Source organism: Mycolicibacterium agri (assembly GCF_002553505.1).
Classification (GTDB): domain Bacteria; phylum Actinomycetota; class Actinomycetes; order Mycobacteriales; family Mycobacteriaceae; genus Mycobacterium; species Mycobacterium agri.
In genome coordinates this window covers 1-20,996 of the sequence record NZ_PDCP01000050.1, presented here as the reverse complement: position 1 = coordinate 20,996, position 20,996 = coordinate 1, and the positions used below count along the sequence as shown (strand labels likewise).

17 protein-coding genes are annotated in these 20,996 nt (G+C 65.1%); 10 read left to right on the top strand and 7 right to left on the bottom strand.

Annotation, left to right across the window (positions count from 1 at the left end; all coding sequences use genetic code 11):
• Positions 1–7: 7 nt before the first annotated feature.
• The gene (rpsA, locus tag CQY20_RS22885) at positions 8–1,450 is read right to left on the bottom strand and encodes a 30S ribosomal protein S1 (RefSeq protein WP_097942371.1); all 1,443 of its coding nucleotides are present in this window, start codon (positions 1,448–1,450) and stop codon (positions 8–10) included.
• 211 nt (positions 1,451–1,661) lie between these two features.
• Here rpsA and CQY20_RS22880 point away from each other — a divergent pair, with 211 nt between their 5' ends.
• From CQY20_RS22880 to glsA, 6 genes are all read left to right on the top strand, one after another.
• Complete coding sequence (locus CQY20_RS22880; RefSeq protein ID WP_371870980.1) at positions 1,662–2,852, top strand: PrsW family intramembrane metalloprotease; 1,191 nt, start codon at positions 1,662–1,664, stop codon at positions 2,850–2,852.
• Positions 2,853–2,943: 91 nt separating this feature from the next.
• Positions 2,944–3,933 (top strand): LacI family DNA-binding transcriptional regulator, encoded by a 990-nt coding sequence (locus CQY20_RS22875; RefSeq protein ID WP_234816373.1) that lies wholly within the window; start codon positions 2,944–2,946, stop codon positions 3,931–3,933.
• 165 nt (positions 3,934–4,098) lie between these two features.
• Positions 4,099–5,328, top strand: coding sequence for an oxamate carbamoyltransferase subunit AllG family protein (locus CQY20_RS22870; RefSeq protein WP_097942369.1), 1,230 nt, complete (start codon positions 4,099–4,101; stop codon positions 5,326–5,328).
• Positions 5,329–5,479: 151 nt separating this feature from the next.
• The gene (locus tag CQY20_RS22865) at positions 5,480–7,036 is read left to right on the top strand and encodes a purine-cytosine permease family protein (protein WP_234816372.1); all 1,557 of its coding nucleotides are present in this window, start codon (positions 5,480–5,482) and stop codon (positions 7,034–7,036) included.
• Between the two features lie 56 nt (positions 7,037–7,092).
• Positions 7,093–8,463, top strand: a complete 1,371-nt coding sequence (locus CQY20_RS22860) for a glutamine synthetase family protein (RefSeq protein ID WP_097942367.1) — start codon at positions 7,093–7,095, stop codon at positions 8,461–8,463.
• A gap of 9 nt (positions 8,464–8,472) precedes the next feature.
• Positions 8,473–9,390, top strand: coding sequence for a glutaminase A (gene glsA, locus CQY20_RS22855; RefSeq protein WP_097942366.1), 918 nt, complete (start codon positions 8,473–8,475; stop codon positions 9,388–9,390).
• Between the two features lie 9 nt (positions 9,391–9,399).
• On the opposite strand, the gene polA is transcribed toward glsA, so the two are convergent.
• Both polA and CQY20_RS22845 read right to left on the bottom strand, forming a co-directional pair.
• Entirely contained in the window at positions 9,400–12,117 is a 2,718-nt protein-coding gene (polA, locus tag CQY20_RS22850) for a DNA polymerase I (protein ID WP_097942365.1), read from the bottom strand.
• Positions 12,118–12,126: 9 nt separating this feature from the next.
• Positions 12,127–13,017 (bottom strand): LysR family transcriptional regulator, encoded by an 891-nt coding sequence (locus tag CQY20_RS22845; protein WP_097942364.1) that lies wholly within the window; start codon positions 13,015–13,017, stop codon positions 12,127–12,129.
• Positions 13,018–13,087: 70 nt separating this feature from the next.
• On the opposite strand from CQY20_RS22845, the gene CQY20_RS22840 reads away from it, so the two are divergent.
• The 4 genes from CQY20_RS22840 to CQY20_RS22825 all read left to right on the top strand — a co-directional run bounded on the left by CQY20_RS22840 (position 13,088) and on the right by CQY20_RS22825 (position 16,674).
• Positions 13,088–14,233, top strand: a complete 1,146-nt coding sequence (locus tag CQY20_RS22840; protein ID WP_097942363.1) for an FAD-dependent monooxygenase — start codon at positions 13,088–13,090, stop codon at positions 14,231–14,233.
• Positions 14,230–14,904 carry an alpha/beta fold hydrolase gene (locus tag CQY20_RS22835; RefSeq protein ID WP_097942362.1) on the top strand — a complete coding sequence of 225 codons (675 nt, stop codon included), beginning with the start codon at positions 14,230–14,232 and terminating at the stop codon, positions 14,902–14,904. Before CQY20_RS22840 ends, CQY20_RS22835 begins: the two co-directional genes overlap by 4 nt.
• Positions 14,905–15,019: 115 nt before the next feature.
• Complete coding sequence (locus CQY20_RS22830) at positions 15,020–15,478, top strand: Zn-ribbon domain-containing OB-fold protein (protein WP_097942361.1); 459 nt, start codon at positions 15,020–15,022, stop codon at positions 15,476–15,478.
• Positions 15,475–16,674, top strand: coding sequence for a lipid-transfer protein (locus CQY20_RS22825; RefSeq protein WP_097942389.1), 1,200 nt, complete (start codon positions 15,475–15,477; stop codon positions 16,672–16,674). Before CQY20_RS22830 ends, CQY20_RS22825 begins: the two co-directional genes overlap by 4 nt.
• 362 nt (positions 16,675–17,036) lie before the next feature.
• Here CQY20_RS22825 and CQY20_RS22820 read toward each other — a convergent pair whose 3' ends face one another.
• The 4 genes from CQY20_RS22820 to CQY20_RS22805 are packed head-to-tail and all read right to left on the bottom strand — an operon-like array spanning position 17,037 to position 20,833.
• Positions 17,037–17,786, bottom strand: coding sequence for an ABC transporter ATP-binding protein (locus tag CQY20_RS22820; protein WP_097942360.1), 750 nt, complete (start codon positions 17,784–17,786; stop codon positions 17,037–17,039).
• Complete coding sequence (locus CQY20_RS22815; protein ID WP_097942359.1) at positions 17,770–18,624, bottom strand: ABC transporter ATP-binding protein; 855 nt, start codon at positions 18,622–18,624, stop codon at positions 17,770–17,772. The genes CQY20_RS22820 and CQY20_RS22815 overlap by 17 nt, the downstream gene beginning before the upstream one ends.
• On the bottom strand, positions 18,621–19,790 hold the full coding sequence (locus CQY20_RS22810; RefSeq protein ID WP_097942358.1) for a branched-chain amino acid ABC transporter permease: 1,170 nt from the start codon (positions 19,788–19,790) through the stop codon (positions 18,621–18,623). The genes CQY20_RS22815 and CQY20_RS22810 overlap by 4 nt, the downstream gene beginning before the upstream one ends.
• Positions 19,787–20,833: a branched-chain amino acid ABC transporter permease gene (locus CQY20_RS22805; RefSeq protein ID WP_371870981.1), complete on the bottom strand. Its 1,047-nt coding sequence runs from the start codon at positions 20,831–20,833 to the stop codon at positions 19,787–19,789. The genes CQY20_RS22810 and CQY20_RS22805 overlap by 4 nt, the downstream gene beginning before the upstream one ends.
• Positions 20,834–20,996: the final 163 nt, after the last annotated feature.

Below are 20,996 nucleotides of genomic sequence, written 5' to 3'. Positions count from 1 at the left end.
GCGCCGGTTAGGCGCTGCCCGCGAGCTTCTCCCGAAGCGCCGCAAGCTGGGCATCGCTGGCCAGCGAGCCGCCTGCCGACTGCTCCTCGGAGCGCGTGGCACCGTTGGCCGCCGAGGACGCCGCCGCTTCGGCTTCCGCCGCGGCGAACTTCTCCATCTGCGCGGTGTGCATCTTGTGCCTGCGCTCGGCCTCGGCGTAGCGGGCCTCCCACTCCTCGCGCTGCGCCTCGAAGCCCTCGAGCCACTCGTTGGTCTCCGGGTCGAAGCCCTCCGGGAAGATGTAGTTGCCCTGCTCGTCGTAGCTGTCGGCCATGCCGTACTTCGCCGGGTCGAACTCCTCGGTGTAGTCCTCGTTGGCCTGCTTGAGGCTCAGCGAGATGCGGCGCCGCTCCAGGTCGATGTCGATGACCTTGACCATCGCGTCGTCGCCGACGGCGACCACCTGATCGGGCACCTCGACGTGCCGCTCGGCCAGCTCGGAGATGTGCACCAGGCCCTCGATGCCCTCCTCGACGCGGACGAACGCGCCGAACGGCACCAGCTTGGTGACCTTGCCGGGCACGATCTGGCCGATCGCGTGGGTGCGGGCGAAGTGCCGCCACGGGTCTTCTTGAGTTGCCTTGAGCGACAACGAAACCCGCTCGCGATCCATGTCGACGTCGAGCACCTCGACGGTGACCTCGTCACCGACCTGAACCACCTCGGACGGATGGTCGATGTGCTTCCAGGACAGTTCGGAGACGTGCACCAGGCCGTCCACCCCGCCCAAGTCGACGAAGGCGCCGAAGTTGACGATCGAGGACACGACACCCTTGCGGATCGCACCCTTCTGCAGCTGGTTGAGGAACTCGCTGCGCACCTCGGACTGGGTCTGCTCCAGCCAGGCGCGGCGGGACAGCACCACGTTGTTGCGGTTTTTGTCGAGCTCGATGATCTTGGCCTCGATCTCCTTGCCGATGTACGGCTGCAGATCGCGAACGCGGCGCATCTCGACCAGCGACGCCGGCAGGAAGCCGCGCAGGCCGATGTCGAGGATCAGGCCGCCCTTGACGACCTCGATGACGGTGCCCTTGACGGCCTCGTCCTTTTCTTTGAGTTCTTCGATGGTGCCCCAGGCGCGCTCGTACTGGGCGCGCTTCTTGGACAGGATCAGGCGGCCTTCCTTGTCCTCCTTGGTGAGGACCAGGGCCTCGACCTCATCGCCGACGGACACAACCTCGTTGGGGTCGACGTCGTGCTTGATGGAGAGCTCTCGGGAGGGAATGACGCCTTCGGTCTTGTAACCGATGTCGAGCAGAACCTCGTCACGGTCAACCTTGACGATGGTTCCCTCGACGATGTCGCCATCGTTGAAGTATTTGATGGTCTTGTCGATGGCGGCGAGAAAGTCCTCGCTCGAGCCGATGTCGTTGACGGCTACTTGCGGCGAGGTGACGGAGGGACTTGGCATGTGGTGGGTTGCTCCGGACAGGTTTGGTCGTAGGGACTTGGGACTTTCGGGTTATTGGTGTGACCCGCAGCAGAGATCGCAAAACCACAGACGGGTACCTGTCGAGGTTACTCGACCGGGCACATGCTGGACAAACCCGGCCCCGCAAGCTGCGAAATCGTGATCAGAGCCACGTGCGGCCACGACAGTGTGTCACAGATACCCTGCTCAGGTGTCCTATGCCGGTCCGCCAGCGCACCCGCTCGCCTATGGCCCGTCCTATCCGCCGGTCCAGAAGAAGATGCGCAAGGTCGGAGCGCCACTGGGCGTGCTGATCGCGCTCGGGGTGGTCGTCGGGTTGATCGTCATCGGAATGACCGCGTTGAACCCGGTCGGAACCGCCATCGGGTTCGTGCTGTCCAGCATCGCCATGGTGGTCGTCGTGCTGGCCTACCTGTGGCTTGACCGCTGGGAGCCCGAGCCGCCGCGGCTGCTGATCTTGGCATTCCTGTGGGGCGCGTCGGTGGCTGTCGTCATCGCGGGAATCCTTCAGGTCGTCGCCGAAGCCGCCTTCAACCCGGGCGACTCCGGATCGGTCAGCACCGTCACGCTCGTCGTCGGCGCCCCGCTGACCGAGGAGGCGGCCAAGGGGCTGTTTCTGCTGGTGATGCTGACCGGGCGGCGCCGAAATGAACTGAACTCGTTGACCGACTGCCTCGTCTACGCCGGACTGGTCGGCGCGGGTTTCGCCTGGCTGGAGGACATCCTCTACATCGGCAGCGGCGACACAGTCGGCGACTCGCTGCTGACCGCGGCGATGCGGTTGATCATGGCGCCGTTCGCCCATTCGCTGTTCACCACGGCGTTCGGCATCGGGGTGTGGTTTGCGCTGCAGCGTCGCGGCGCCGGGGCCAAGGCCGGCTGTATTCTGCTCGGCTACGCGGGCGCGGTGTTGCTGCACGGCCTCTGGAACGGCTCCTCGATGCTGGGCGTCGGCGCCTACCTGGCGGTCTACGTGCTGTGGATGGTGCCGATCTTCGCGCTGGCCGTCGCGCTGGCCGTGCACAGCCGACGCAGGGAACAGCGGGTCGTCGCCGCGAAACTGCCCGGCATGGTCACCGCGGGGCTGTTGACGCCCAACGAGGCGACATGGCTGGGGTCCATCAAGGCGCGAAAGGCCGCGATCGGCCAGGCCGCCCGTATCGGCGGTCGGCCCGCCGCGGCTTCGGTCAAGAAGTTCGCCGCCCAGGTCGTCGAGCTGGCCTTCGTCCGCGACCGCATCGACCGCGGCTTCGGCGACGAACGGGTGCACGCGTTGCTGACCGAGGAGACCTACGCGGTCTACGGCGCTCGGGCCGCCGCGCCGGCACTGCAGGCGCTCTCCGGATTCCGCGTCAGCGACGCCTCCGCGCGGCGCCGCTGAACTCTTCTTGCGGCCTTCACGGTCCGACGCACAAGCCCCGTCAGTCGCTATCGTTTCCGATAGGGAGGTCAGGGTGGCGAGCATCAGAGACGTGGCCGCGGCCGCCGGCGTGTCACTGACAACGGTCTCGCATGCGCTCAATAACCGAGGACGCATAGCCGAGGAGACACGCATTCGGGTCCTCCAGGCTGCCGCCCAATTGGGTTACCAGGCAAACGTCCACGCCCAACAACTCGTCACGCGCCGAAGCCGAATCATCGCTATCCAGCTGCCTGCCCTCGAGAACAAACGAGGCCCGGCGCTCCCAGATTCGGCGTACTTCCTCGACGTCATCAATGGGGCGGCCGCAGCAGCCGACAGCGCTGGGTACGCGCTAGTGGTTACGCCATCCGGCGGCAAAGCCAGCATCTTCGGCGGCTTCGCGATCGACGGTGCAATCATCGTCGATCCCCAGGGCGACGAGCCGATCTTCGCCACTGGCGTTCCCGTTGTCACCGTTGGGATCGCGCAATGCGAGACGCATGACGTGCTGGCGGTCGATAACGACCACGCCTCGGCCGCTCGGTTGGTGCTGGATCACTTCGAGCAAAACGGACGCGGCTGCCCGGCAATGGTTGCCGACGACACCCACCGCTCATACGTCAATGATGTGATGTCGGGTTACCGGGAATGGGTGCGCGGCAAAGGCTTACGAGACGTCACCCTGACACTGGCGTCCCTAGACGATCAACGCGCAGTCGATCGCATCGTTGCCAGACTGTGCGAGGAACATGTCGACGCCGTCTATACGAGTTCCGACGATCTCGCGCTTGCCATACTCGACGCGGCACTGCGGGCCGGATTGAGCGTGCCGGACGACCTGGCAATCGCTTCGGCTGTCGACGCCAGATCGCTGACCCTGACCTCGCCGCAAATCTCGGCCACCAACCTGTTTCCGTTCCGCACAGGCGCGACCGCCGCCCAGCTTTTGATCGACCGTCTGGAAAACGGTGCGACACCCGACGACACACGCCTGATTCCGACGCAGTTCGTCGCACGCGCTTCGTCGACGGTCGCAGATTCCACACCCACTTCTGTGTGAACTCCTTGACACCTTCAAGTGTCTGTGACTACTGTCACTGCGAACTTCAGCCAAAACCATTTGGCTGAGGTCACCGCTCTCCCGACACGGCAACACAAACCCTGAGACAGACAACTGAACGGCACAACAATAAAAGCCAAAACGTTTTGGCAAAAGGGGCAAGCTATGCAACACGACCGCGAAAAAGCCAATGCGGCTGCGATCCAGGCACTCCTTGCGTCGGACCCAGTCCTGATCGCGGTCGAGACCGCCGACAGGGCCATGAGGCTTCCAAAGTCGACGGTGCTCACCTCAGGTCCAGCAATGCCGTTCGGCTCCTACACAGGCGGTCAGCGGGCGGCGATCATCGGTGGCGCGCTGTACGAAGGGCTGGCGTCCGACGAGGCTGGGGCTGTTGCCGCGTTCGAACGCGGGGACATACAAGTGCGAGGCTGCCAGGAGTTCGGTTGCGTTGGCTCACTCGCCGGCGTCACCACTGCGTCCATGCCGGTTGTAGTCGTGGCCGACGACCGCAGCGGCGAACGTGCTTACTGCACCCTCTACGAAGGCGACAGCGCGGACCGCCTCAACTACGGCACCTACACGGAGGCCACCAGGAGCAATCTGGAGGACTTACGTCTTCGCATCGCACCTGCGCTGAACACCCTGATCAACTCTCAAACCGAAGCGCTACGGCTGAAGCCGATCATGGCGCGCGCCCTCGCGATGGGCGATGAGCTGCACAGCCGTAACGCCGCCGCCACGCTGTTGCTTCTGAGGCGACTGCTCGTCGGCGCCAAACAGCTCGGCGCAGAACTAGAGGCGGTCCTCGATTCGCTGTGCGACGACTATTTCTTCCTCCGGCTGTCGATGGCCGCGAGCAAGGTCATGGCCAATGCAATGCGCGGCTTCGACGGCTCCAGCGTGGTCACCGCCATGGCCTTTTCCTGCGCCGAGTTCGGAATTCAGACGTCCGGCACCGGCGACACCTGGTTCACCGGTCCGCTTCCGACCTTCGACGATTACCTCCTCGAATCCGGTCACGACGCAACCGACATGGAGTTCATGGGTGGGGAGAGCACCATCACCGAAGTGGTCGGCCTCGGCGGCCTCGCCCAGGCAGCGGGATTGCCACTGCATCGGTCCAGTGGCCGCGACGTATCGACGATGATCGCGCGCACCACTGCGATGTACGAGATCACCGTCACGGAAAGTCCCGATTTCCTTATTCCAGTCCTGAACTATCGGGGCACACCGCTTGGATTGGACGTCGAAAAGATCGCAACCAGAGGCGATCTCACACCATTTCTCGACATCGGCATCGCAGGCCGATCAAAACGACAGATCGGAGGTGGCGTCGCGAAAGCACCCCTCGTGCCCTTCAGTAAGGCATGGGATGCGCTGCACCCCAGATAGCTCAAATCCTCGCAGCAGACCGCGCCTCCTGCGATCCGTCAGCCGAAGCAGGTCCTTGCAACAGCAGACGGTGACGCGGGGTCGACGTGCAAGAGTCGATCCCAAATCCGGACAGATAGGTTTCACCGAAGGACTTACCAGTATGGAAAACGTGGCACAGCACAACGAAGTCGAACAGCCACCCGCAAGAGTCGATGCCGTCGGCAAGGTCGAAAGCTACGGGATCGAGTACATCCCCGACGAAGACAGGCATTCCCGTCCCCGAAATCTGTTGTGGATTCTCTTCGGCGGAAGCATGACGTTCGGCATCATCGTCATCGGTTGGATCCCCGTATCGCTGGGCCTGGGGTGGTGGGCATCCGCCAGCGCCATCGTTGTCGGCTCGGCGATCGGCGCGACCCTGATGGCGCCGATGACGTTACTAGGGCTGAGAAGCGGCAGTAACAACCCAGTGGCCAGCGGCGCGCACTTCGGCGCCCTCGGTCGAATGATCGGCTCGGCCCTCGGTATCACTGCAGACATCGTCTTCGCTGCCTTGTGCATCTGGGCGGCGGGAGAAGTGCTGGCGCGCAGCGTTGTTCGGCTCTTCGCAATAGACAGTCAAACGACAACGGTCGTCCTGCTGGTCCTTGCCTACACCCTGGTCGCCGTCGTCATGACAATCATCGCGGTGCTTGGTCATGCCAACATGGTGTCGTTCACCAAATGGATGGTGCCCACTGCGGGCAGCATCATGCTTCTTTATGTCTTCGTCGCCGCACCGAACTTCGATCCCGGGTATGCGGGTGGCGAGTATCTGCTGGGAAGCTTCTGGCCGACCTGGATTCTCGGCATGCTTGCGTGCGCTGGAACCGTCAATTCGTACGGTCCGTACGCCGGCGACTGGACCCGTCACATTTCAACCAAGAAATACCCGCCTTCGCACTCGGTCGTGGCGGCCTGGGTGGGCGGATTCTTCGGCATGGGTGGGGCGTTCATGTTCGGCGCGTATACGGCGGTCACGTTCAAGGACCCACTCAACGCCTACGCAACGGAGTTCGCCAACAACGTACCGTTTTGGTTCCTGTTCTTCGCGCTGTATCTGGCGTTCGTTCCGGGTACCGCCCAAGCGGTCATCAACATCTACAACATGGGGCTGGACTTCTCGTCCGTCGTTCCACGACTCAGTCGGGTCCGAGCCACCATCTACCTGTCGATCGTCTCAACCTTGCTGGTTTTCGTCGGGGCGTTCTATCAACAGCTTTCGGCCATCGTAAGCTCCTATCTCGCAATTCTCATCGTGCTCGGGGCGCCCTGGAGCATCATCAACCTGATTGGCTACTTCAACAACCGCGGCTACTACGACTCTGACTCCCTGCAGGTTTACAACCGCGGCCAAATGGGCGGTCGATACTGGTCCTCCATCGGTCTTAACCACCGTGCGGTGATCGCCTGGATGGCAGCCGTCGTCATCGGGATGCTGTTCGTCAACACCGGCTGGTACGTCGGCCCTGGCGCAGAAATGTTGAACGGCGCCGACATGGGCTTTGTCGTCTCCACCCTTGTCGGCGCCGTTGTCTACATCGGGTTCCTCAAGTGGAATCCAGAACCGGCATATGTGTTCGGCCCCAAAGGTGCACGCATCGCCAGTGCGCCGCCGGACCGGTACGGCGACTTCATGCCTATCCAGCCGATGGACATCTCGAAAGTCAGGTTCCGATTCGGCTGACCCTACCCCACTACTGAGTACGTACCGCAACCGAAACAGAAAGAGATACAACAAGAATGGATACACTCCGCGCGGTCGACCCCGCGCACGCGAAGAAGACCCGCGAGTTGGCCGACGCCGGCGTTCGCTATGTCACGGCTGCGTGGATCGACATCCTCGGCCGGTCGAGGGGCAAGAGTCATCCGGTGGAGCGCTATTCGGAGTTGCTTGCGGGGTTCGCCCGCTACACCCCTCGCGGCATCAACGGAATCGGCCGGATGGATCCTGTCGAAGAAGAGGTCACCGCCCTCCCCGACCCCGACACGCTTACCGTGCTGCCGTGGGACAGGCGGTTTGCGTGGATGGCGTCCGACATGTGGTCCGACAAAGGCGAACCCTTCGCGCTGTGCCCGCGATCGATCCTGAAGCGCCAGATCCGGCGCGCTGCGGATCAGGGCTACCGGTGCACGCTGGGTATCGAGCCCGAGTTCTACCTTTACCGGCCAGAGAACCTGACGTCGAACGGCTTCGGTGACCTCACCGCGTCGGGTGCAGTCGAGCCCAGCCCTGCCTACGACGTCGAGACGACGTACGACGTATCGGTATTTCTCGACGAAGTCGTTTCGACAATGAAAGAGATCGGCCTCGAGGCCTTCGCGATTGGCGCCGAGGGCGGAGTCAACCAGTTCGAGATCGACTTCTACTACCGCGATCTGCTTCAGATGGCCGACCGGCTCACCTTGTTCCGGCTCATGATGCACCAGGTTGCCAAGCAGCATGGACTGGCTGTGACCTTCATGCCGAAACCTTTTGCCAACTTGTGGGGCTCCGGTGCGCACTTCAACCTCGGGCTCTGCACGTTGGAGGGCGAAGAGGAAAGCGTGCTGCGGATCGGCGGGTCCAGCGTCGGTGGTGAAGACGAATGGTCGAAAGAATCGAAGTATTTCGTCGGCGGGTTGCTCAAGCATGCACGCGCGTTGACTGCGATCACCAACCCCCTGGTCAATTCCTACAAGCGGTTAACGCCGAGGCTGGTCGACGGATCGGTGTCCTGGGCTCCGATCAAGATCGCCTATGGACCCAACAACCGTTCCTGCATGGTGCGCATCCCGGAGAACCGGCCGGCAATCGAGGTTCGCAACCCCGATGCATCGGCGAACGTCTATCTCGCCGGCGCCTTCCTGCTCGCGGCTGGACTGGACGGCATCGAGAACGAGATCGATCCGGGCCCGGAAATGACCGAGCTCGCGTCGGAGCACGAGGAGATCGCGCGGTTGCCGCGGACACTCCTGGAAGCCATTGAAGCCTTCGAACAGGACGAGCTCAGCTACGAGGTCTTCGGTGACGAGTTCATCAAGGAGTACGTCGCCACAAAGCAGACCGAATGGGAGCAGGACCACCTGCCGGTGAGCGAGGCCGAGAGGACCCAGCATCTTCCCTACTACTAGGACCCAGCGGTGACGGTGATCGCAGCAGATCAGCTGAAGGATCTAGTCGAACAGGTGAAGCCCTGGCTCGGCTCCGGCGCGGTGTCGAACTACCTGCCGGAGCTGAGCCAGGCTCGTCCTGACGACCTGGCCGTCGCCGTCGATTTCGGCGAAGACGGCGTTGTCACCGCGGGAGACCGCATAGCCAAGTTCACGCTGCAGAGCGTGGTGAAGGTCTTCACCCTCCTGTTGGCGCTGCACCACCGCGGCAAGGATTATGTCTTCGAACGCGTGGGGTGCGATCAGGCTCTGGGCTCGTACAACTCACTCGAGTCGTTTGTCAGGACGTCCGGTGTGCCCGTCAACCCGTTCGTCAATGCCGGCGCGCTCGTCATCGTGGACATGTTGCCCGGACACGATCCGGACGACCGAGTGGCGAGCGTGTTGGATTTCGTTCGGGCGCTCGCGAACAACCCGGCGATCGGTGTCGATCTCGGTACGGCGAGATCTGAGTTGATGCTCGCAGATCAGAACCGGGCACTCGCCTATTACCTGCGCGGCCACAATTTCGTCTCCACAACGGTCGAAGAGCTTTTGTGGGCGTATTGCCAGATGTGCGCCATCGAAGTCGATGTCGTCGATCTGGCTACCGCGGGGCGCATGCTCTCCGAGAGCACCGACATTTGCGTCATGGGCGAGATGCTCGACGCTTCGCATCTACGGCTCGTACGTCGTCTGATGTTGTCCACGGGCATGTACGAGGCCTCTGGCCACTATGCCTGCGAAGTGGGCATCCCAGCCAAATGCGGCGTGTCCGGGGCGATGATGGGCGTAGTACGCCACCATAAGGGCATCGGGATCTACGGTCCGGCGCTTGATGCATCGGGCAATAGCATCGGGGGCCTTCGGCTGATGCAGCTGCTGTCAAAGTTGCTCGACGTCGACTGACCCGCGGGTTCAGTGGGCCGCGGCGTCCCAGCTGCGCCCGAACCCGACCGAGACCTCCAGCGGCACGTCGAGCGGATAGGCGCTGCCCATCTGCTCGCGGACGAGCTTCTCGACCTGCTCACGCTCACCCGGGGCGATCTCGAAGAGCAGTTCGTCGTGCACCTGCAGCAGCATGCGCGACTTCAACCCCGCCGCCTTCAGCGCCTTGTCGACCTGGATCATCGCCATCTTGATGATGTCGGCGGCGCTGCCCTGGATCGGCGCGTTGAGCGCGGCTCGTTCCGCGGCCTCGCGCACGTTGCGGTTGCTGCTGTCCAATTCCGGCAAGTATCGACGCCTGCCGAACACCGTCGACGTGTAGCCGTCCTTGCGGGCCTGGTCCACCACCGCGCGCAGATAGTCACGCACCCCGCCGAAGCGGTTGAAGTACTGCTCCATCTGCACCTTGGCTTCCTCGGTGGAGATCTTCAGCTGCGCCGCCAGGCCGTATGCGCTCAACCCGTAAGCCAGGCCGTAGGACATGGCCTTGACGCGGCGCCGCAGTTCGGGCGTGACCTCGTCGATCGGCACCGAGAACGCGCGTGATGCGACGAACGAGTGCAGGTCCTCGCCGGTGCGGAACGCCTCTATCAGGCCCTCGTCCTTGGACAGGTGGGCCATGATCCGCATCTCGATCTGGCTGTAGTCGGCCGTCATCAACTGTTCGTAGCCCTTGCCGACGACGAACGCGTCGCGGATGCGCCTGCCCGCGTCGGTGCGGATCGGGATGTTCTGCAGGTTGGGCTCCGTCGACGACAAGCGGCCCGTCGCGGCGATGGTCTGGTTGAACGTCGTGTGGATGCGGCCGTCGGAGGCCACCGAGTTCAACAGCCCGTCGACGGTCACCTTGAGCCGGGTGGCGTCCCGGTGGGCCAGCAGATGCTGCAGGAACGGGTGACCGGTCTTGTCGAACAGCGACTGCAGCGCGTCGGCGTCGGTGGTGTAACCGGTCTTGGTGCGCTTGGTCTTCGGCATCTGCAGCTCGTCGAACAGCACCACCTGCAGCTGCTTGGGCGAGCCGAGGTTGATCTGCTTGCCGATCACCGAGTAGGCGGCCTCCGCGGCGTCGCGGATCATGTCGGCGAACTCGCTCTGCAGCTGCGACAGCTGGTCGAGGTCGACGGCGATGCCTGCGGTCTCCATCTCGGCCAGCACCCGCTGCACCGGCAGTTCCATGTCGGCGAGCAGCGACGAGGATTCGATGCGGGCCAGTTCTTCGTCGAGCGCGTCGGCGAGATCCATCACCGCGCTGGCCCGCAGGATCGAGGTCTGCACCGCCTGCTCGTCGACGCCCTCACTGTCGTCGAGCAACGAAAGTTGTTGCTGCTCAGGGTTTTCCGCACGCAATTCGCGTTTGAGATAGCGCAGCGACAAATCGTCGAGCGCGAAACTGCGCTGGCCAGGCCGCACCAGGTAGGCCGCCAGCGCAGTGTCGGAGGTGACGCCGTTCAACGTCCAGCCGCGGCCGTGAAGGTCGTGCATGGCCAGCTTGGCCTCGTGCAGCGCCTTGGGCGAGGCCGGGTCGGCGAGCCAAGCGGCGAGCGCGGCTTCGTCGTCGGGGTCCAGGTCGGTTGTGTCGACGTAGCGCCCCTCGCCGTCGGCGGCCACGATCGCCAGCGCGGTCGCGTCGCCGTCGAACGCGAGGTGGGTGCCGATGACCGCGAGCCCGGCCCGCTTGCCCTTGATGTGCTGGGCCAGCCAGCCGGCCAGTTCACCGGACTCCAGCGCGCGGCCGCGCACATCGAAGCCCTGGTCCACCTCCGGGTCGGACGACGCCAGCGTGTCGAACAGCCGGTCGCGCAGCACCCGGAACTCCAGGTCGTCGAACAATCGGTGGATTCGTTCGCGGTTCCACGGCTGCATGCGCAGCGTGTCGGGGGTCTGCGCCAGCGGCACGTCCTTGACGAGATCGGTGAGCTCGCGGTTGAGCACGACGTTCGACAGATTGGCCCGCAGCGCGTCGCCGACCTTGCCCTTCACCGTGTCGACCTGGTCGACGAGGGCCTGCAGCGAGCCGTACTCGGCGATCCATTTCGTCGCCGTCTTCTCCCCCACGCCCGGGATGCCGGGCAGGTTGTCGCTGGGGTCGCCGCGCAACGCCGCGAAGTCCGGGTACTGCGCCGGGGTCAGGCCGTACTTCTCCAGCACGGCCTCCGGGGTGAACCGGGTCAGCTCGCTGACGCCTTTGCGCGGATAGAGCACGGTGACGTCGTCGCTGACGAGTTGCAGCGAGTCCCGGTCGCCGGTGACCACCAGCACCCGGTAGCCCTCTTGTTCGGCCTGCGTGGCCAACGTGGCGATGACGTCGTCGGCCTCGTAGCCGGGTTCGGCCAGCACGGTGATGCCCAGCGCGGTGAGCACCTCCTTGGTGATGTCGATCTGGCCGCGGAACTCGTCGGGGGTGGTGGCCCGGCCCGCCTTGTACTCGGGGTACTTCTCCAGCCGGAACGTCTCGCGGGACACGTCGAACGCGGCGGCGATGTGGGTGGGCTGCTCGTCGCGTAGCAGGTTGATCAGCATCGCGGTGAACCCGTACACCGCGTTGGTGGTCAGGCCGCCCTGGGTCTTGAAGTTCTCCGCCGGCAGCGCGTAAAAGGCCCGAAACGCCAGCGAATTGCCGTCCAGCAGCATCAGTGTCGGCTTTTCGGTCGCCTTCTTCTCGGCCGTTGCGGTTGCGCTTGCGGTCACGGCCCTACTCTATGCACGCGCGGTGACACGCAGTAACCGCCGAGCTCGATCGATCAGAACGCGCGCGGCGGGACTGACCGGACCCGCCGACCGCCAGGCCAGCACCAGCCGCCCGCGCAACTCAGGAACAAACGCCAGCGCGTGCAGGTCGTCGCGGCCGCGTGGCACCGACTCCGGCACGATGGCCACACCGAGACCGCGTTCGGCCATATCGGCGAGCTCCAGCGGCGAGCTGGCCTCGAACGCGATGCGCGGCGTGACGCCGGCCTGCGCGCACGCTCGGTCGAACTGACGACGGATGCCGGCCCCCACCGGCAGCGCGATCACCGCCCTGTCACGCAGATCGGTCACCTGGATGGTCTTACGGGTGGCCAGAGGGTCGGTGCGTGCCACCGCCGCGGTGATCGCCTCGTCGGTGGTCGTCTCCACCGCCACACCGTCCGGCACCTCGTCGGGCCCGACCGCGGCGATCGCGACGTCCAGCCTGCCGGTGCGGACGTTCTCGATGAGGTTGTCCGAACTGTCCATGCCAAGGGTGATCTCGACGCCGGGATGGTCGGCGTGGAAGTCGGCCAGCAGTCGCGGGATGTCGACGTTGTGCGACGTCACCGTGCCGATGGAGACCGTCCCCCGGATCAGTTGGCCGACGTCGTCCACGGCGACCTGCATGTCGCTGACGGCCTGTAGCACGGTCTTCGCGTACGGCAGCGCGGCCGCACCGGCGGCGGTGAGGCGAACGCTGCGCCGCGACCTGTCCAAGAGTTGTTGCCCCACTTCGCGTTCCAGCCGCTGAATCTGTGCGCTGACGGCGGGCTGGGCGACGCGGATACGCGCGGCGGCGCGGGTGAAGTTGGCCTCCTCGGCGACCGCGACGAAGTACTCCAGCTGCCGAAGTTCCATAAGCATTCATTATAGTTTCTGGAATAACTAGGTATTGGACTTATAACGATTGGCGGCCGAGGCTGGGGCCATGACCGAAAACGTCCTCATCGTCGGAGCCGGCATCGGCGGCTTGACCGCCGCGCTCGCGCTGCATGGCCAGGGCATCGACGTCACCGTCATCGAACGCACCGACCTGCGTCCGCTGGGTGTGGGCATCAACCTGCTGCCCCACGCCGTGCGTGAGCTCTACGCGCTGGGGCTGGGCGACGCGTTGGCGCGACAGTCCGTGGCGCCGACAGCGATCGCGTACTACGACACCGACGGCACGCTGCTGTTCCGCGAACCGCGCGGTATCGACGGCGGTTACGGCTACCCGCAGTACTCGGTGCACCGCGGCAGACTGCAGGCATTGTTGTTGGCTGCGCTGCGAGATCGGCTGGGCGCCAGCGCTGTTCGATCGAACACCGAACTGACCGCCGTCACCGCCACCACGAACGGGGTGCGCGCGCAGACATCTGCCGGTGCCATCGACGCCGCCGTCCTCGTCGGCGCCGACGGCATCCACTCGACCGTTCGTAAGCTGCTTCACCCGGGTCCGGACCCGCTGCTGTGGTCGGGAGTGCGGATGTTCCGCGGCGCCGCGGAAGGCGAACCGTTCCTGGACGGCCGCATGATGTCGATTGTCAAGGGCGCCAACGGCGTCGACCTCGTCGTCTACCCGATCGGCGGCGGCCTGATCAACTGGGTGGTGATGCTGCCCGAAGCGGATCCGGGACCGCTACCGGGCGACGCGAAGTGGAACAAGCCCGGCGACCGCGCCGAGGTGCTGCGGCATGTGGAGCAGTGGCGGCTCGGCTGGCTGGACGCGGCCGACCTGGTGCGCCGCACCGACCCGGTGCTGGAGTATCCGATGGTCGATCGCGACCCGCTGCCGTGGTGGGGGCAGGGCCGGGTGACGTTGCTCGGCGATGCGGCCCATCCGATGTATCCCGTTGGCGCCAACGGTGGTTCGCAGGCGATCGTCGACGCCGCCGTGCTCGCCGAGGAGCTCGCCAGTGACTCCTGGAACTGCGGGCTGCGTCGGTACGAAAACCGACGCCGACCTGAAACCCTGCGTGTCGTCGAAGCCAACCGCGAGATGCACCGCGCAGGCGCGAGCAGGCGCCCCGACGAATTGGCCCGTGTCACTGCGGATTACCGAGTCCGAACGGCTGCGGACAAAGTACGGTCATGACCACCTATGTCCTGATACCTGGCGCCTGCCACGGTGCATGGTGCTTCGACGACCTCGCCGCCGCACTGCGGGACCGTGGTCACCAGGTGCTGGCTTTGACGCTCACCGGGGTCGCCGAACGCGCGCATCTGGCCCATGCGGGCGTCAACCTCGACACGCACATCACCGACGTCCTGGCGGCGCTGGCGGTGGAGCCCGACGCCGAGGATCTGGTGCTGGTCGGGCACAGCTACGGCGGAATGGTGATCACCGGAGTCGCCGACAGAATCCCGGAAAAGGTCGACGCGCTTGTGTATTTGGACGCGCTCGTGCCCTACGACGGGGAATCTTGCTGGCATCTGGTCAACGACGAGGAGCGGCAGTGGTATGTCAATGTCGACCACACCGGCTACGGCGTCCCTCCGCTGCCGTTCTTCGACCCGCGTGCGACCGCGCATCCCCTCGCATCGTTGCTGCAGCCGATCCGGCTGACCGGGGATCTGAACAGGTTTCGTCGCCGCGACTTCGTATATGCGCTGAACTGGCCGGGTGACTCGCCGTTGCGGCTGTGCTACGAGCGCGTGAAGGGCGATCCGAATTGGACCGTCCACGAACTCGGCGGCAGGCACAACCTGATGCGCGACAACCCCGACGACCTGCTGCGCATCCTGCTGGACGCGGGCCGCCGCTAGACCCGGCTTGCAGCCGCGCTCCCGGGCGATGGCGATCATCCGAGACGCTACGCGGCCCGCCGGCTCGAATTGGAACACGTTTCAGTTTCGGCCGCGGACTCGGTACGCTGACCCCGTGTCAGCTTCTACGCAACCTGCGATCGACGGCTGGTTCGCCACCGACGGCTCCGGAGCGCCCTACCTGATCGGCGCCAAGTGCCATCAGTGCGGCACCTATGTGTTCCCGCCGCGGGCGAACAACTGCCCCAATCCCGCCTGTGACGGCGATGAGCTCGCCCAGGTGCCGCTGTCGCGGCGCGGCACGCTGTGGAGCTACACCGAGAACCGATATCCCCCGCCCGCGCCTTATCCGGCGCCGGATCCGTTCGAACCGTTCGCGATCGCGGCGGTCGAACTGGCCGACGAGGGAATGATCGTGCTGGGCAAGGTCGTCGAAGGAACGCTGGCCGCCGATCTGAAGGTCGGCATGGAGATGGAACTGGCCACCATGCCGCTGTATGTCGACGACGACGGTGTGGAGCGGATCGTGCACGCGTGGCGGCCCGTGACGAGCCAGAGAGGACCCGCGAAATGAGTCCAGAACCGCTGTACATCCTCGGCGCGGGTATGCACCCGTGGGGCAAGTGGGGCCGCGATTTCACCGAGTACGGCGTGGTCGCGGCGCGCGCTGCCCTCGCTGAAGCCGGATTGGATTGGCGTCAAATCGAATTGGTGGCCGGCGCCGACACCATCCGCAACGGCTATCCCGGCTTCATCGCGGGATCCACGTTCGCCCAGAAGTTGGGGTGGAACGGCATCCCGGTCAGTTCGAGCTACGCCGCATGCGCCAGCGGATCCCAGGCGCTGCAGAGCGCCCGCGCCCAGATTCTCGCCGGTTTCTGCGACGTCGCCCTGGTGATCGGCGCCGACACCACGCCCAAGGGGGCGTTCGCGCCGGTCGGCGGGGAGCGCAAGAACGACCCGGACTGGCAGCGGTTCCACTTGATCGGCGCGATGAACCCGGTGTACTTCGCGCTGCTGGCGCGGCGGCGGATGGACCTCTACGGCGCCACATCGGCGGACTTCGCCCAGGTCAAGGTGAAGAACGCCCGGCACGGGCTGCAGAACCCGAATGCCCGCTACCGCAAGGAGAATACGGTCGAGGACGTGCTGGCCAGTCCCGTCGTCGCCGATCCGCTGCGCCAGCTGGACATCTGCGCAACCTCCGACGGCGCCGCGGCCCTGATCGTGGCGAGCAAGTCGTTCACCGAGAAACACCTGGGTTCGGTCAAGGGTGTGCCGTCGGTACGGGCGGTCAGCACCGTCACGCCGCAGTATCCGCAGCACCTGCCCGAATTGCCGGATATTGCAACGGATTCCACTGCGGTGGTGCCTGCGCCCGAGCGGGTGTTCAAGGACCAGATCCTCGACGCCGCCTACGCCGAGGCCGGTATCGGGCCCGAGGACGTCAGCCTGGCTGAGGTCTACGACCTGTCAACGGCGCTGGAGCTGGACTGGTACGAGCACCTCAGACTGTGTCCGAAGGGCGAGGCCGAGCAGTTTCTGCGCAGCGGTGCGACGGCCATCGGCGGCAAGGTCCCTGTCAACCCGTCCGGCGGGCTGGCCTGCTTCGGTGAGGCCATTCCGGCGCAGGCCATCGCTCAAGTCTGCGAGCTGACATGGCAATTGAAGGGCCAGGCCACCGGCAGGCAGGTGGAGAACGCCAAGGTTGGTGTGACAGCGAACCAGGGCCTGTTCGGCCACGGCTCGTCAGTGATCGTCGCCATCTAGGCGAGAGTGCGTGTCTGCGGCCGACACTCCATGACTGCGGCGAGAGTGCGTGTCTGCGGCCGACACGCCGTAGAAATTCCTGATTTCACGCACGCTCGCGAGGCTGCCGGCCGAGCATTTCGTCCAACCGCAGCGGGCAGCACCTCAGAACCGCGGCGGGCAGCCCCTCAGGAACGCGGCAGGCAGACCGTCAGAAACGCGGCGGGCAGCACCTCAAACCGCGGCGGGCAGACCGTCAGAAACGCGGCGGGCAGCCCCTCAGAGCTTCGGCGAGCGTGCGCAAACGCGTGCATTTCATCGGCGTGTCGCCTGCAGACACGCACGCTCGCCGCAAGAAAAAGGAGGGGGTGCCGAAGCGAGGGTCAGGCGACGCCGAGGTAGGCGGCGCGAATGCTGTCGTCCTGCAACAGCTCTCGCGCCTTGCCGTGGCGGGTGATCTCGCCGGTCTCGAGGATGTAGGCGCGGTGCGACCGCGTCAGCGCTTGCTGGGCATTCTGCTCGACCAAGAGCACCGTGGTGCCCTGGGCGTTGATGTCGGCGATGATGCCGAAGATCTGCGATATCACCATGGGCGCCAACCCCATCGACGGCTCGTCGAGCAACAGCACCCGCGGGCGCGCCATCAGGGCGCGGCCGATCGCCAGCATCTGTTGTTCGCCGCCGGACAGCGTGCCGCCGACCTGGTTCTTGCGTTCGGCGAGCCGTGGGAACGTCTCCAAAACCCATTCGAAGCGTTCCTTGTGCTCGGCTCTGGACTCGAACGGCCGCCCGAAGCAACCCATTTCGAGGTTTTCGGTGACGGTCATGCCAGGGAACACACCGCGGCCCTCGGGCGCCTGGATCAGACCCTCGGCGACACGCCGGTGCGCCTTCATCCGGCTGATGTCCTTGCCCTCGAACCACACCGAACCCGACGTCAACGGCCGCAAGCCGGAGATGGCCCGCATGGTCGTCGTCTTACCCGCCCCGTTGGAGCCGAGCAGCGTGACCAACTCCCCCTGCCGCACCTGCAGCGATACGCCGTGCAGGGCGCGGATGCGGCCGTAGTGCACGACGATGTCGCGGACCTCCAGCAGGACGGGCGCCTCGCTGGCGTCACTCGAGTTCGTCATCGGGCACTCCCAAATACGCGGCGATGACCTTCGGGTCTTCGCGGATGTCGGCGGGCAGGCCATCGGCGATCTTGCGGCCGAATTCGAGCACGACGATCCGGTCGGTCACGCCCATCACCAGCCGCATGTCGTGCTCGATCAGCAGCACGGTGTAGCCGTCGTCGCGGATCTTGCGGATCAGGTCGATCAGCGCGGCCTTCTCGCTCGGGTTGAAGCCGGCCGCAGGCTCATCGAGGCACAGCAGCTTGGGTTCGGTGGCCAACGCGCGGGCGATCTCCAACCGCCGCTGATCGCCATAGGGCAGGTTTCTGGCCTTCTCGTCGCCGCGGTGGGCGATGCCGACGAAGTGCAGCAGTGCGGTCGCGCGCTCGATCGCCGACTTCTCCTCGCGGCGGTGCCGCGGCGTGCGCACCAGCGCGCCGGGCACCGAGGTGCGGTGGCGGGCGTCGGTGCCGACCATGACGTTCTCCAGCGCGGTCATGTCGCCGAACAACCGGATGTTCTGGAAAGTGCGCGCGATGCCCTTGCGGGTGATCTGGTGGCGCTTGATCCGGCCCAGCGGAGCGCCATCGAAGATCACCTGACCCGAAGTCGGCCGATACACACCTGTTATCGCGTTGAAGCAGGTGGTCTTGCCCGCGCCGTTGGGACCGATCATGCCGAGGATCTCGCCGCGGCGGATGTCGAAGGTCACCGAGTCCAGCGCCGTCAGGCCGCCGAATTTGACCGTCAGATCCTTTGTCTGCAGCAGGGTTTCGCCTTCGGCGGCGTGGATTTCGCGATGGACACCCGCCAGTTCTTCGATCGACTCTTCTGTGCCCGGCAACGGTGCGGTCATGCGGCCGGCTCCTTCTCCCGCGGTTCGGCCCGCAACAGGGCGGTGGCCGACTTTCCGTATGCCAGCAGCTGCGCCCGGGCCGGGAACAGCCCCTGCGGCCGGAAGATCATCAGCACCACCAACGCGAGCCCGAAGAACAGGTACTTCAAGTCGCCGAGGTTGATCCCGAGGAAGTGCACGCCGAGCAACCGGTTGGGCAGGTAGACGATGACGAACGCGCCGAAGATCACGCCCAGCTTGTTGCCCTGGCCGCCGAGCACCACCGCGCACAGGAACAGCATCGAGTTGATGATGTTGAACGTGGGCGGCGCGACGTACTGCACCTGGCCCGCGTACAGCGCGCCGGACAGGCCGCCGATGGCCGCCCCGATCACGAACGCCCAAAGCTTGAACCGGAAGGTGTTGACGCCCATGACTTCCGCGGCGTCCTCGTCTTCCCGGATCGAGATCCAGGCGCGGCCGACGCGGCTGCGTTCGAGGTTGCCGACGAGCATCAGGATCGCCGCGATGAGCAGAATGCCCAGCCAGAACCACCACGTGCCGTAATTCGCGTCGCCGCCGGAATTGGCGCTGGAGAACACGCCTTCGGGCAGTTTCTCGCTCTCGCCCAACCGCGGGAACGCCACCTCGTTGAGGCCGCGCGGCCCGTTGGTGATGTCGGAGAGATTGTCGGCCATCAGGCGAATGATCTCGCCGAATCCCAGCGTGACGATCGCCAGATAGTCGCCGCGCAACCGCAGCGTCGGCGTGCCGAGGATGAGGCCGGCCAGCGCGGTGATCGCCATCGCCAGCGGCACGCAGGACAGCCACGCCCACGGCGTGCTGAAGAACCCCGTCGGGCTGAGCCTGTTCCATGGGCTGTCGGGGCTGGTGAGCAGCGCCACGGTGTAGGCCCCGACGGCGTAGAAGCCGACGTAGCCGAGGTCGAGGAGGCCCGCCTGCCCCACCACCACGTTGAGGCCGATGGCGATGATCGCGATCATCGCGAACTGCGCCATCGTGCCGCCGAAGCTGATGCCTGGCGTGTCGAGGAAGGGCGGCGTGTACAGCGGCAGCAGGGCCAGCACGCCGAACATCAGCACACCGAAGCCCCACTTCTGCACCCGGGATCGGGCGTCCCACCACTCTCGGATGGAGTCGCCGGGCGCGAGGAGTCGTTTGGTCATACCCGTGCCCTCCCGAGGCTCTCTCCGAGTATCCCAGTCGGCCGGAACAACAGCACGAGGACGAGCAGCACGAACGCGACCACGTCGCGCCACTGCGTGCCGAACACGGCCTGGCCGTAGTTTTCCATGATGCCCAGCAGCAGACCGCCGAGCAGTGCGCCGCGCAGGTTACCGATGCCGCCGAGCACCGCGGCGGAGAAAGCCTTGATGCCCAACAGGAATCCGCCGGAGTAGATGATGCCCTGCGGCACCTTCAGAGTGTACAGCAGCGCTGCGGCGCCCGCGAGCAGGCCACCGATCACGAACGTGGTGACGATGATGCGTTCCCGGGATACGCCCATCAGCGTCGCGGTGTCGGGATCCTGGGCGACCGCGCGAATGCCGCGACCGAACTTCGTGCGGTTGATCGCCAGGTCAGTCATGAAGGCCAAAAAGAGCGCGGATATCACGATGATCAGCGTGATATTGGAAACGGCCGAATCAAAGACGTGGAACTGAGTCTTGGGTTCCACCAACCGGATCGGCTGTTGGGCGTTGGAGCCGCCGTAGCCGGGAATGATCTTCGGCAGGATGAAATGCACGAATTCCTGCAGCACGAACGACATTCCGATAGCGGTGATCAGGAACGACAGCCGCTCGGCGTTGCGTCGTCGCAGCGGCCGGTAGGCGACGAACTCCAGTCCCGCGGCCGTCGCGCCCGACACCAGCATCGCGAAGAGCATCGCGATGAGCAGATACAGCACGGTCAGCGAGAGACCGAGGTTGTAGGTGTTGCCGCTGGGCGTGAATCCCAGGATGAAGTCGAGGCAGAAATACGCGCCGAACATGCCGAACATGAACACTTCGGAGTGGGCGAAGTTGATCAGCTTCAGCACGCCGTACACCAACGTGTACCCGACCGCGACCAGCGCATAGATCCCGCCCCATGCCAGGCCGTCGATTGTCAACTGCCAGAAGCCGGTTCGCAGGTTCTCCAAATTGAAGTTGATGTTGGCTGCCAAACAGGCGTACTGGTCGACGCACTCAAGGGGAATCGGGCTCATGCCGGTGGCGGGCTCCTCGCGCAAGCAGTCTGAAACGAAGCGCGTCCGGGCCGCAGGCCGCGGGCGCGCGTGGCGACAGGGGTTTTTGGCCGTGAATATACAGATAAGGTTGGTGGTGTGCTGACCCGGGGGGGGCCCCAGGTGGTTTGGGGGCACCCCGGGT